The sequence below is a fragment of the Micromonospora sp. CA-240977 genome (genome assembly GCF_050942285.1).
GTDB lineage: Bacteria > Actinomycetota > Actinomycetes > Mycobacteriales > Micromonosporaceae > Micromonospora.
The window spans coordinates 490,533-503,097 of record NZ_CP192055.1; the positions used below are offsets into that span (position 1 = coordinate 490,533).

The 12,565-nt window shown below is 70.5% G+C and carries 10 protein-coding genes; 6 read left to right on the forward strand and 4 right to left on the reverse strand.

What is annotated here, in order from left to right; translation table 11 throughout:
* Positions 1 to 5 precede the first annotated feature (5 nt).
* Together ACQPWW_RS02395 and ACQPWW_RS02400 are read right to left on the reverse strand one after the other, a co-directional pair.
* Positions 6 to 746 (reverse strand): hypothetical protein, encoded by a 741-nt coding sequence (locus tag ACQPWW_RS02395; RefSeq protein WP_433128665.1) that lies wholly within the window; start codon positions 744 to 746, stop codon positions 6 to 8.
* A gap of 76 nt (positions 747 to 822) precedes the next feature.
* Positions 823 to 1,731, reverse strand: a complete 909-nt coding sequence (locus tag ACQPWW_RS02400) for an NAD(P)-dependent oxidoreductase (RefSeq protein ID WP_433128667.1) — start codon at positions 1,729 to 1,731, stop codon at positions 823 to 825.
* A 58-nt stretch (positions 1,732 to 1,789) separates the two neighbouring features.
* Here ACQPWW_RS02400 and ACQPWW_RS02405 point away from each other — a divergent pair, with 58 nt between their 5' ends.
* Positions 1,790 to 2,158 carry a MerR family transcriptional regulator gene (locus ACQPWW_RS02405; RefSeq protein WP_433128669.1) on the forward strand — a complete coding sequence of 123 codons (369 nt, stop codon included), beginning with the start codon at positions 1,790 to 1,792 and terminating at the stop codon, positions 2,156 to 2,158.
* A 55-nt stretch (positions 2,159 to 2,213) separates the two neighbouring features.
* Here the strand turns inward: ACQPWW_RS02405 and ACQPWW_RS02410 are convergent, their stop codons facing one another.
* Entirely contained in the window at positions 2,214 to 3,245 is a 1,032-nt protein-coding gene (locus tag ACQPWW_RS02410; RefSeq protein ID WP_433128671.1) for a hypothetical protein, read from the reverse strand.
* Between the two features lie 141 nt (positions 3,246 to 3,386).
* Here ACQPWW_RS02410 and ACQPWW_RS02415 point away from each other — a divergent pair, with 141 nt between their 5' ends.
* A complete protein-coding gene (locus ACQPWW_RS02415) occupies positions 3,387 to 4,139 on the forward strand; it encodes a TIGR03089 family protein (RefSeq protein WP_433128673.1) in 753 nt (250 codons plus the stop codon).
* A 158-nt stretch (positions 4,140 to 4,297) separates the two neighbouring features.
* Entirely contained in the window at positions 4,298 to 5,260 is a 963-nt protein-coding gene (locus ACQPWW_RS02420; protein ID WP_433128675.1) for a zinc metalloprotease, read from the forward strand.
* Between the two features lie 123 nt (positions 5,261 to 5,383).
* Here the strand turns inward: ACQPWW_RS02420 and ACQPWW_RS02425 are convergent, their stop codons facing one another.
* The gene (locus tag ACQPWW_RS02425) at positions 5,384 to 5,869 is read right to left on the reverse strand and encodes a carboxymuconolactone decarboxylase family protein (RefSeq protein WP_433128677.1); all 486 of its coding nucleotides are present in this window, start codon (positions 5,867 to 5,869) and stop codon (positions 5,384 to 5,386) included.
* Between the two features lie 133 nt (positions 5,870 to 6,002).
* Between ACQPWW_RS02425 and ACQPWW_RS02430 the strand changes: the two genes are divergently transcribed.
* The 3 genes from ACQPWW_RS02430 to ACQPWW_RS02440 all read left to right on the forward strand — a co-directional run bounded on the left by ACQPWW_RS02430 (position 6,003) and on the right by ACQPWW_RS02440 (position 12,523).
* Entirely contained in the window at positions 6,003 to 6,953 is a 951-nt protein-coding gene (locus ACQPWW_RS02430; RefSeq protein WP_433128679.1) for an RNA polymerase sigma-70 factor, read from the forward strand.
* A gap of 162 nt (positions 6,954 to 7,115) precedes the next feature.
* Complete coding sequence (locus tag ACQPWW_RS02435) at positions 7,116 to 7,262, forward strand: toxin-antitoxin system HicB family antitoxin (RefSeq protein ID WP_433128682.1); 147 nt, start codon at positions 7,116 to 7,118, stop codon at positions 7,260 to 7,262.
* Between the two features lie 329 nt (positions 7,263 to 7,591).
* Positions 7,592 to 12,523 (forward strand): carbohydrate-binding protein, encoded by a 4,932-nt coding sequence (locus ACQPWW_RS02440; RefSeq protein WP_433128684.1) that lies wholly within the window; start codon positions 7,592 to 7,594, stop codon positions 12,521 to 12,523.
* Positions 12,524 to 12,565: the final 42 nt, after the last annotated feature.

The following is a 12,565-nucleotide window of genomic DNA, read 5'->3' on the forward strand; positions in this document are numbered from 1 at the left end:
ATCGCTCAGCGGTGCTGCTGTCGGGGCGTCAGCGTCCGTCGTATCCGGGCGGTGGCCGCCGGACCGATGGCCTCCTGGGTCGCCGCGAGCAGTCGCCCGCACAGCGCCCGGGCGGCGTCCAGGTCGGCACGGGCCCGGCCCACGTCCCGCAGCAGCGTCGCGCGCTCGTCGTCCGCGACGGCTCGGATGTCCGACACCTCCCGCCGCCGAGCGCTGCGTACCTCGTCCGCCACCACCAGCACGAAGTCCGTCCGGTTCCGGTCGAGTGCGGTGGTGGTCGAGGCGGCCGGACTGGCGGCCACCACCCGGGTGACCGCCTCGGCGGGTAGGAAGAACAGCGTCGTGGTGGAGTACCGGCTGAGGGCTGCCTGCTGTTGCCAGCGGGTCAGCAGCCCCGACTTGCCGTCGAGGAAGGGCGCCATGGCGAACGCGAAGTCCACGTCGACGGTGGCGAGCAGCGCGCGGGAGTCGTCGATGCCGCGCCGGAGCTGGTTGATCAGCACGGACTGCCGGTGCAGCAGCGCGGCGAACTCCGCCTGGTCGTCGGCCCGCGGCTCCGCACCGGAGATCAGGGTGTCGGCCAGGGTCAGGAGACGGTCGCCGTTGAGGCACAACTCCTGCAACGTGAGGACCACGTCCAGCAGGTGGGCGCCCACCTTCGCGTCCTGGGACACCGCCCGCCGGTCCAGCAGTCTGGTGACGTACGAGTTGAGGATCTGAACCACCGTCGACAGCAGTTCACCCACTGCGCCGCCCCCTCCACGTGGTGTGGGGGCGAGTGTAATCGCCAGGTCGCGGCACCCGGCCCACCGCCGACCGTGCTCAGCGTGCCGCTTCCGCCGGATCGGCCGGTACGAGCGACTGGACCAGCCTGGCGTAGCTGTCGCCTCCGTGACCCGCCGCAATGGCCCGTTCGATGATCGAGTGCACGGCCTGTAGCGGCGCGGGGTCGACACCGCGCGCGGCCGCGGCGTCGCGGACATGGGCGACCGCCGAGCCCGCCGACGCGATGGTGGACACGTCGGCGGTGAAGGTTCCGGACGTGAGGTGATTGGCGAACCGGTCGGCCAGGTCGGGCAACAGGCCACCGATTCCTCTGGCGAAGCGGGCGAACGCGGTCGGGGGAATGCCTTCGGTGATGGCCAGGGCGAAGGCGTGCGCGAGTCCGCCGACGGACATGGTGAACAGGTCGAGCAACGCCATCTCGTACGCTGCTGCCGTGCCGGCGTCCGCGCCGAGGTGGGCGCGGGCGCCACCGAAGCTCTCCAGCCACGGAAGGCTGTCGTCGAAGAGGGCCCGCGGACCGCTGTAGAGAATCGTCGCGGCCGGTGTCCCGATGGTCGGCGCGGGCGTCAGGATGGCACCGTCGAGGTAGTTGACGCCCCGCTGCGCTGCCCAGCCCGCCATGTCCCGTGCCTCGGCGGCGTGCCCGCTGCTGAGGTTGACGAGTGTTCCGCTCGGCGGGCGTTCGAGCCCCGACAGGACGGCGCGGACCGCCCGGTAGTTGATGACGCAGACGATGACGACCGATGCCCGGCGTGTCGCATCGGTCACCGTCGGAGCGAGCACCGCTCCTTGGGCCACCAGCGCGGTCGCCTTGTCGGGTGAGCGGTTCCAGAGCACGGTCGGGTGGCCGGCGGCGAGCGACGCGGCGGCCAGCGCCCGGCCCATCGGGCCGAGCCCCAGGACGGCGACGGCGGGGGATTGATCGTCCAGGTTGCGGTGGGTCACAGCGACGACGCTAAACCTTCACGTTGACGTGAAGGTCAAGCCCTGATCTGCTGTTGGTGTGCGGATCAGCGAACTGGCGCGGGAGGCGGGCACCACCCCACGCGCCCTGCGCTACTACGAGGAGCAGGGCCTGTTGCGGCCTGCCCGCCTCGCCAGCGGCTACCGTCACTACGACCCGCAGGCGGTGGGCACGGTGCGGCACATCCAACTGTTGTTGTCCGCCGGCCTGAACACCACGGCGATCGCCGAGATCCTTCCCTGTATCCCCGACGACGTGACCGTGCTGGCCCCCACCTGCCCGGAACTCCTCGACGCTCTGGCGCTGGAGCGCGCCCGCATCACGGCGTCCATGGATCGGCTCGGTGCCGCTCGCGATGTCCTGGATCGGCTCCTCCAGGCCGGCCCTGGTGCCGGCGACCGGTCCTGAGCATCGACCGCTGCTGGCAGCCGCGTAGCGATGCTGCTGCCGCCGCCGCGGAGCATCAGCTCGCCGCCATGTGAACGGCTGGCGAAGCGCGGCGCAGACGCCACCAGGCGCCGACGACCAGGGCCACGGTGACGACGGTGACCGCGACGTCGCCGGCCAGGGCCGCCGCCGGGCTCGCCGGGGAGTACGGCGGCACCAGGTACGCGAACGCGGCGGCGCTGACCACGCTCGCCGAGCCCGCGGCGAGCACGTGCCGCTGCCCCCAACCGCTGCCCGACGACCAGTACGCGATGAGCCCTCCGACGACGGCGGCGAGCGAGAGCGCGATGACCATCCCCGGCCAGCCAGGCGTCAGGTCGGCGCCGAAGCGGACGAGGACGACAAGCAGACCGACCCAGAGCGGGTGCGGCGCCCGGCGGACCCGGCGCGGGTGGCGGCGGCGCCAGCGGGGCAGCAGCGCCGCCGCGACAAGGACGAGAACCAGCGCCGTGGCGGAGGCCAGCTGGAGCGGACTGGCCAGGAAGTCCTTCCGGCCGCTGCTGTCGGAGAAGATCAACAGGCTGCCGAGCACATAGAACACGCCGACCACGGCGAGACCGGGACGTCCCAGCCAGGGCTGGAGCCGACGGTCCGCCCGGAGGAACGACTCGATGAGCACGATCGGGGCGCAGATGGTCAGCACGATGTGGTTGCCCACGTAGTCGAAGGCCTGCCGGAGACTGAACCCGAGCCCCGGCACCAGCGTCGCCTCGGCGGCGGCCCGGGTGTCGGCGTACTGGGTGTCGTCGAGGAAGTCGGGGTTGAACAGCGACTGGTCGACCAGGCCGGCCTGGAACACACCGAACGCGGCGGCGAGCAGCACGATCGTCGGCCAGCCCGCGCCGAGGTGCCGGGCGGTCTCCCGGATCAGGATCGCGGCCCCGCCGTACATCGGGCCCAGCACGATCAGCACCGGAAGGAAGTCGTCGATCGCGAAGCCGCCCCACGAGCATTCGGCCGCCCACGGCGCGAGCAGCAGCAACGCGACCACCGGTACGAGCCGGCGGCGCAACGGGGGTCGGTCGGCGGGGTTGGACTCGGTCGGCATCGGCACTCCTCGACGGCACTGCGGGGTCGTCGTAGCGTCCGTGGGCCACCCGGCCAGCCGCTACGGCCATCGGCCGACGAGGGGCACGACCAAAGTCGTTGCGTAGGGTGGTGGCGACGTCGTCACCCGGGGAGCACGCAGATGCAGCCACACGCCACGGCCGACCTGTCGGACCCGTCCACCGCCACGGAGATTCCGCTGCTCAGTTACCGCGACGAGGCGACCGGCGAGCGCGTCGACCTGACCGCGCAGCAGGTCGGCGCCTGGGCAGCGCGCAGCGCGAGCCTGCTGCGGGACGGCTGCGGACTCGGCCCCGGCAGCCGCGTAGCGGTGTTACTGCCGCCGCACTGGCGTACCGCAGCGGTGTTGTTGGGGGCCTGGGCGTGCGGCCTGGCGGTGTCGTTCCGACCGCGCGCCACCGCGGGCCTGCCGGTGCTGGAACCGGGCGGTGACCGGCCGTTCGACGCGGTCTTCGTGACCCCCGAACGCCAGGACGACTGGCTGGAGGACGTGCCGGACGCGCCGCACCGCTACCTGGTCGGCACCGGACCGGGCCGGCTCGCCGACGTGCCGCTGGGCTGGTTGGACTGGTCCGCCGAGGTGCTCCGCCACCCGGACGTCACCCCCGACCACACCGCCATCCATCCGTCGGACCCGGCCAGCGCGGACGGCACCACCTACGGTCAGTGGGGCGCGCTTGCCCGGGAGGTCGCCGGGATGCTGGACCTGCGCGCGGGCGACCGGCTGCTCGTCGACGCCGCCGAGACCGAGCAGCCGCTCAAGTGGTTGCTCGCGCCGCTGTCGGCGGGCGCGTCAGTTGTCATAAGCGCCAACCTCGACCCGGCGCGACGGGACGCCATCGTCGCCGCCGAGCGGATCACCAGGGTCCTCTGACCGCTGCCGGGCCGGCCTAACAGCGCCGGCCGGCCCTGTTCCGTTACATCGGCATCTGCCCTGTTCAGAGGGTCTTTTGTCGATGCCGTCGGCATGTTCTCATACCCACACAACGACGTCATCGACCCCGCACCGCTCCCTCACTGAAAGGTGCACCGATGCACAGGAGATCGACCTTCCGACTGGCGGTCCTCACCGCCACCGCCGCCACGTTCCTGGCGTCCGGCGGAGCCTCCGGGGCGCTGGCCACGGCCGCCCCCGCGACCCCCTCCCCGGGTGTCGCGACGTGCGACCCGGGCGCCGACGCGCACGGCGCCGCCCGGGTCGCCCAGGGCGCCACGGCGCAGGAGCCGGAGCTGTACTCGAAGAACGAGGCGAACGCCTACGGCGTGATCAAGGACGCGCCGCGCCTGTCCAACGGCAGCGTCACCATCCCGACGGTTTTCCACATGGTCTCCGACCACCCGCTGACCGCCGCCGAGACGACCAGGTGGAACACCCTGATCGCGGCACAGATGACGGTGCTCAACGACGCGTACGCGGGCCGGACGGCGGCGGACGCCTCCGACACCCCGTTCCGGTTCTCGCTCGTCGACACCACCTGGACCGTGAACAGCGCCTGGTACACGGTCGAGCCGGGTAAGAACGAGCGCGACATGAAGAAGGCGCTCTACACCGGCGACTCCCGCACGCTGAACGTGTACGCGGCCAACATCGGCGGCGGCCTGCTCGGCTGGGCGTACTTCCCGAAGGGCTACAACAACGGCCGCGACTACATCGACGGCGTGGTGATGCTCGACGAGTCGATGCCGGGCGGCACGGCGGGCAAGTACGCCCTCGGTGACACGCTGACGCACGAGGTCGGGCACTGGCTGATGCTGGAGCACACCTTCGCGCACGGCTGCTCCGCGTCCGGCGACTTCGTCGCGGACACCCCCCGCGAGGCGGCTCCGCAGTTCGACTGCCCGGTGGGGGCGGACACCTGCACGGCACCCGGGCTGGACCCGATCCACAACTTCATGGACTACACGCAGGACTCCTGCATGGACATGTTCACCGCAGGCCAGGCGGACCGGATGAGCGACGCCTGGGTGGCGTTCCGCGCCGGCGGCGCGGGCTGACGCAGGCATTGTCGGGGGCTGGCGGGCCGCGACCAGCGCTGCGTCGGCCCCCACATCGCCTCCGCTGATGGTCGGCGTGCCCGGTCCAGGGTCGGGTGATCCCAGACCGGGCACGCCTCCCGTTCACTCGAACGCGCCGGCGAACATTCCCGGCTGGTACGAACCGCCCCGCTGGTGCACGATCACCGCGAGCCGGTTGGCCGCGTTGATCAGGGCGACCAGGGCGACCAGCGCGGCGATCTGGTCGTCGTCGTAGTGCTTGCGCACCTGAGCCCAGGTCTCGTCGGACACGCCCTGGTGGGCGTCGGCGAGCCGGGTGCCCTCCTCGGCGAGCGCCAGCGCGGCCTGCTCGGCCTCGGTGAAGACAGTGGCCTCACGCCAGGCGGCCACCAGGTTCAGCCGGACCGCGCTCTCACCGGCCGCCACCGCCTCCTTGGTGTGCATGTCGATGCACCAGCCGCAGCCGTTGATCTGGCTGGCCCGCAGCGACACCAGCTCCTGCGTGGACTGCGGCAGCGACGACCGCTGGATCACCTGGCCGGCGTTCGCGAACCGCTTGAAGAACTTCATCGCGGTCTCGTTGTCGAACATGTTGAATCGGGCGTCCATGGTTCCGTCCTTCACTCGCATTCTTCGATCGGACGACCATGAGATGCCGGCCATCCCCGATCTGTGACGGCGCGGCCGGGGTGACGACCGCCACAGGCCGCAGGTGTCACAGAGCGGCCGGGTCCGGCATCTGATGGGCGACGCAGTCGAGAGCGAACAGGAGTCACCCATGGTGGGCACGCCGCAGACCGCCGCCGACGACCGCCCGGACCGGGCCACCGAGGCGTTCCTCGCCCACCGCAACCTGCTCTTCACCGTCGCGTACGAAATGCTCGGCTCGGCCGCCGACGCGGAGGACGTACTCCAGGAAACCTGGCTGCGATGGGCGGGCGTCGACCTGGACACGGTCCACGACCAGCGCGCCTACCTGGTCCGCATCACCACCCGGCAGTCACTCATCCGGCTGCGCACGCTCGGCCGCCGCAAGGAGTCCTACGTCGGCTCCTGGCTGCCCGAGCCGCTGCTCACCGCCCCCGACGTGGCCGAGGACATTGCGCTGGCCGACAGCGTCTCGATGGCCATGCTGCTGGTGCTGGAAACCCTCGCGCCGACCGAACGCGCCGTGTTCGTGCTGCGCGAGGTGTTCGACCTGGGGTACGACGAGATCGCCGAAGCCGTCGACAAGAGCCCCACCGCCGTCCGCCAGATCACCCACCGTGCCCGCGCGCACGTCGCCGCGCGCCGACCCCGCCAGGTCGTGTCCGCGGCCGAGACCCGGAGCGCGCTCGACGCGTTTCAGCGGGCCATCGAAACCGGCGACCTCCAGAGCCTGCTCGACATCCTCGCGCCGGACGTCGTCCTGCTCGGCGACGGCGGCGGCGTCAAACAGGCCGTCCCGCGGCCCATCCTCGGCGCCGACAAGGTGGCCCGCCTGCTGGCCGGCGGATGGGGCAAGGTGCCGGGTGTCACCTCGCTGCGGCCGGCGCACGTCAACGGCTACCCGGCACTGATCGTGCACCTCGACGGCGAGCTGGACACCGTCGTGGCCCTGCGCATCGACGACGGCCTCGTCACCGGGATCTACGCCGTGCGCAATCCCGCGAAGCTGTCACACATGGAGCAGGAGACCGTCCTGAGCCGCTGACCCTCGTCACCCGGTCGCCCAGCGGCGCGGCTGTCTCCACCTGCGGAGTTGATGACGTAGACGATTCAGCGCCGTCGGGGCCACGGCGGGCGTGGCGCGCACGCCGAGGCGTGGTCCACCCCCAGCGCGCACCGGCCGTGTCCGTGCGGCAGCGGCTCGCCGGTGCCGCAGCCGTTCGCGGAGCGAAGCTACTCAGGCAAGTTCAATCTCCGTGTCGGGGAGAGCCTGCATCGTGAGCTCGCCATCGAGGCCGCCGAGGACGGGATGAGCCTCAACCAGTACGTCCTCCGCAAGCTCCGTGCCGCCTGAACAGTCGGACAGCCCCATGGTGCGCCCGTGCCGGCGAAAGGCGCAGTTGATCAACTAACTGTTCATCCGTACAGCGTCCGTCTCTCATCCGGCTTGGCTGGCGAGTTCGCCCAGAGCAGGCAGGGTCATCAAACGGCCGCGCCCGCCGGCGTGCCACAGCACCTGTGGACCGGAGCGCTGGCATGTCCTCAACCGCTCGGCCCAGCGGTGTCGTGGCGGGTTCCTCCGCGTCGGTGGCGTCCACGTTGACCCATCAATAAGGAGAGACACCCGCCATGAAGCACGAGAGACGTGCGCGTAGGAAGCGAACACGCGGAATTTTGTCCGCGGTGGCGCTCATCCTGATCGCCGGACCCGCAACCGCCCTCAACCCCACGCTCGCGGACGCGCAGGCGACCCCGACCAGCGGTAACACCCCACTGATCAACCTCACCAACGGACAGAACGTCGAGGGCACGCTCCCCGTCGTCGTCGAGCCGGTAACCGAGAACGACTCGGTGACCACCCTCGCGGTCGACGGCGACAAGATCGGTGCCGACCGGACCGCCGGCACCGCTCACTTCGCCTTCGAGATGGGTGGCAACGGCACCGAGGCCCGCTACCGCAACTACGTCACAGTCAACGCCCACACCGCCGAGGCGGACCGCGTCTACCTCCCGGACATCCCCGGCGGGCAGGTCGGCACCCTCGACTTCCCGGGCGACTGGTTGCAGCCGGGGGCCAACACGGTCACCGTCCACACCGGGGCGAACTGGGTCGACTCGACCACCAAGACCGCCGTCGGCTACGAGGAGCTACCCAACGGCGAGGGCGGTCGCTGCCCCAACTACGACGACTACGCGCTGAGCAGCATCAGCCTCAGCCTGCTCGGCGTGGTCGCCGACGGCGAGCAGAACCTGTTCAGCTACAGCTTCGGCGACGGCACCTGCGGCAGTTCGGCGAAGCTGCTCAACCAGGACCTGACCTTCGTCATCTCCGGCGAGCCGGGCAGCACGTCCGGCCTGCGCACCGACCTCGACACCACAAGGCTCAGCACGGGTACGCACACCGTCAGCGCGACCACCCAGTCGGGCGCGAAGACGTCAGTCACTGTCGACGTCAACAACGCCCCGGCCGGCGCGGCGGTGGTGACCCCCGGCGACGGCGCCCGCGTACGCGGCACCCGACCGGTGATCGCCGCGCTGCCCAGCGGCGGCAAGGAGCACGTCGAGTCGCTCGCCATCGACGACAAGCCCGCCGAGAACGCGGAGACGCTGGCCACCGGCACCGCCACCCTCGGCCTCACCGTCGCGGCCGGCAACTCGGTCGAGGCCCGCTACCAGAACTACGCGCTTGTCAACGGGCACCGGGTCGACCTGGGCGGCGACTACGGCACCACCGGCGCCGAGGACGTCAAGCTGGCGTTCCCGACCCGGTTCCTGCACCTCGGGGACAACGTCGTCGAGGTCCGGACAGGTGACTACAACGGCACAGTGGGCGGGGCGACCTGCGCCAACCACGACGACTTCACGCTCACCCGGGAGGCGACGAGCCTCGCGCTGAGCACGGCGGGCACTGTGACGGCCGGAACCACGTACCTCGTCACCACAAGCGGCACGACAGTGACGAAGGCGGAGACGACCGCCGCGACGTTGCCGTTGGGCGACGGGACCTGCGCGGCCAACAGGGACGCCGAGTTCCACTTCGCCATCGACGGCGCGCCGACGACACGTACCGTCGACACCCTCGGCAGCGGGGGCGACGCGCACCTGAAGGTGTTCGTCGGCGGCAACGGCAGCGACAACGGCTACGACAACAAGGCGCTGATCAACGGCATCCCGCTGGAGATCGGCATGTGGGAGAAGGAGGTCGCCGACCTCGCCTTTCCGAACGAGTGGCTGGTCCCCGGCGTCAACGCCGTCGAGTTCGTCGCCGGCAACGACCACGGCAGCGCCAAGCCGGGTGGCTGCGACAACTTCGACGACTTCACCCTGCGGGACTTCCAACTGCTGCCGACCGGCGCGAAGGCGACCCAGCTGACCCGCTCCGTCGCGCAGACGACTGTCACAGTCGGCTCGGGTAGCTACCCGCCCGGTTCCCAGGTGACCACGTACCTCGGTGACGGCACCTGTGGCAGCAGCTACAACGCGGTGCTGACCAGGACGGTCCTGTTCGACGTCACCGCCGAGGACGGCACGGCGCTGCCGGCACTGGGCAAGCGCGCGGACGTGGACACGACGACGATCCCGGACGGCGCCCACACCATCAAGGCGGTCGTCGGGGACAAGACCTCGACGCGGCGCTTCACCACCGACAACACCGCCCCGGAGATCGAGAGCAGTGTCCCGGCGGCCGGGCAGCGGCTGACCTCGACCGTCGCGCTCAACGTCAAGGTCAAGGACGCCACCGGCGTGGCCGGTACGCCGGTCATCACGCTGGACGGCACGCCCGTCAAGCAGGGCGACCAGATCGGGCACGGCCTGCCGGCCGGCTCGCACACCATCGCGTTGACGGCGACCGACGCGCTCGGCAACACCGCCACCCGCGAGGTGCGGTTCAGCAGCGCCAGCATTCCGGACGTCCCGACCGCGCTGAACTCGACGGTCAAGGGCACCGACCCGCTCTCGGCGGAGTTGTCCGCCCGGATCCCCGGCGCGGAGGGTGTCGGGCTGACCGCCACCTTCACCAAGGCGGACGTGGTCCTGCCGACCGGTGGCTACCAGGGTGAGGCGGCCGACGTGCCGACCACGCTCGACGTCCAGCACGACAGGAGCGTGGACGTCACCTCGCTGCGTCCGCTCGACGGCGCGACAATCGACACCGCGTCCAGCCGTGCTGTGGTCTTTCAGCGATACGACCTGCCGCTGGGGGCGACCGGGCAGGAGCCGACGCTGCGCTGGTCGGGCACCATCGACCCGGCCCGGATCGTGGCGCTGCGGGCGTGGAACCCGGCCACCAGGAAGTGGGTGGCGCTGACCAGCTCCCGTGGTCAGGCCGGGCAGGACACCGTCCTGACCGCGCAGGTGGAGGCCGGCTACCGCGACGGTGGGATCGTCCACGTGCTGGTCACCGGCGAGGACCCGTTCGCGGACGATCTGTCTCCGCACGACGCGTCGGCGCAGAACGACAAGGACCGCTTCGAGGACCCCGAGTCGTACGACTTCTCGCTCGCGCACTTCACCGACACCCAGTACGTCACCGAGGGCGCGGCCGGCGGCACGTACGACGACTTCGACGGCAACGCCGAGCCCTCCGACGTCGAGACGGTCGAGGAGCAGGCCATCTGGTCGGCGGCGTACCGGGACCAGATGCAGTGGATCGCCGACAACTCGGCCAGCCGCAAGATCGCGTACGCCGCGCACACCGGCGACGTCATCGAGAACGACTACTACGACCCGCTGGCGAAGAACCCGGACGGTTCGCTGAAGCGGCCCGGTCTGCACGAGCAGGTGGAGAAGGAACTGGCCACCGCCTCCGGTTTCCAGAAGATCCTCGATGACAACGGCGTCGTCAACCAGGTGATCGCGGGTAACCACGACGACCAGTTGGGCGCCGAGACGGGCCCCACGTCCCGGTTCAGCCGGACCTTCAGCGCCGACCGGTACTACGGGACCGCGAAGTCGTGGCCGAAGGGCACCGAGTACCACGCGTGGGACGAGGTGACTAAGGCCGACGGGTCCGTCGTGCCGGGCAAGGACAACCAGAACAACTACCTGCTCTTCTCGGCCGGTGGCCTGGACTTCGTCGCGGTCGGCCTGTCGTACGGGGTGACGCCGGCCGAGGCCAAGTGGGCTGACTCGATCTTCAAGCGGTACAAGGACCGCAACGGGATCCTGCTCTCCCACGACTACCTGAAGCCGTCGGCCAACCCCGACGGTCGCGGGGCGGACTTCTCCGCGCCGGACGGCTCGCCGCTCTTCAAGCAGGTCGTCGAGACCAACGCGAACGTCTTCCTGGTCCTCGCCGGTCACGAGCACGGCGTCGGCACGAACCTGAAGTCGAAGATCGGCGTCACCGTCAGCCACGACGTCGTCGAGCTGCTCGCCGACTACCAGTTCTACACGGTCACCGCCGGTGAGCTGTGGCCGAAGCAGGTCGCCGCCGACGGCACCATCGACGTCAACGGGGACGGCAAGCCGGACCACAAGGCCACCGACCGGTTGCAGTTCGGGGCGAGCTTCCTGCGTCTGCTCCAGTTCGACGTGGACCGGGCCGAGATGCACATCGACACGTACTCGCCGTTCCTGAAGAACTTCGGGGCGACCGAGTACGACATCCGCCAGGACGGCAGCCAGACCAAGCCGCGGTACAACGGCTCGGAGGACAACCTGACGCTGCCGGTGGACCTCAGCACCCGCAAGACGTCGTTCAGCACCGACTCGCTCGCCGCGTACGTGCCGTCCGGCACGATCGGCACCGACGAGGTGACCTCGAACGGCGTGGCCACGGTGACCTGGGACAAGCTCCTGCCGGGCACCCCGTACGGCTGGATCGTCTCCGCGAAGAGCGCCGACGGTGGCGAGGCGGTGGCCCAGCCGGCCGTGTTCCGTACCGCCAAGCAGGTCCCGACGATGACCGTCACCGCCGCCCCGACCACCTGGGGCACCGCGGCGACGGTGACAGTGCGGGTCACGGCCGGCAGCACGCCGGTCACCGGTGCGGTGGAGTTGCGCGAGGGTACGACAGTTCGCGGCTCGACCACGGTGACCAACGGCACCGCGACGTTCACCCTCCCGGTGGGCCTCGCGGGTGGCCAGCACACGCTTACCGCGTCGTACGCGGGCGACGACCACCTCACGGCGGTGCAGGCCACCGCCACCCTGACGGTGAACGTGCCGGCGGAGTGGAGTTCGTCGACTGTCTACAACGACGGGGACCGGGTCACCTACCAGGGTCGGATCTTCCGGGCCTCCTGGTACACGAAGAACCAGAAGCCGGGCGCCGACGCCAACGGCGCGTGGCAGGAACTCGCCATGACCGAGGACGGTACGGCGATCTGGACCGCGTCGCGGATCTTCAACGCGGGTGACTTCGCGATGTACGACGGCAGGAAGTGGCGGGCCCAGTGGTACACCCGCAACCAGAAGCCGGGCGACCGCAACGGCTCCTGGGAGGAGATCGCCCCGACCCCGCCGGACAACAGCCCCGCGGCCTGGACGCTCACGAAGGTCTACAACGCCGGTGACCGGGTGTCCTTCAAGGGGCACGTGTACGAGGCGAAATGGTGGACCCGCGGCCAGGAACCGGGTGACAAGAACGGCCCCTGGAAGCTGATCAAGTAGTCAGGTTCGCGCGACGCCGGCCCGGGACCGCTTCGGTCCCGG

Coding starts and splice junctions, on each gene's coding strand:
- ACQPWW_RS02410 (WP_433128671.1), bottom strand. CDS start 3,245: ATGCCGACCGAGTCCAACCCCGCCGACCGACCCCCGTTGCGCCGCCGG.
- ACQPWW_RS02415 (WP_433128673.1), top strand. CDS start 3,387: ATGCAGCCACACGCCACGGCCGACCTGTCGGACCCGTCCACCGCCACG.
- ACQPWW_RS02420 (WP_433128675.1), top strand. CDS start 4,298: ATGCACAGGAGATCGACCTTCCGACTGGCGGTCCTCACCGCCACCGCC.
- ACQPWW_RS02425 (WP_433128677.1), bottom strand. CDS start 5,869: ATGGACGCCCGATTCAACATGTTCGACAACGAGACCGCGATGAAGTTC.
- ACQPWW_RS02430 (WP_433128679.1), top strand. CDS start 6,003: ATGGGCGACGCAGTCGAGAGCGAACAGGAGTCACCCATGGTGGGCACG.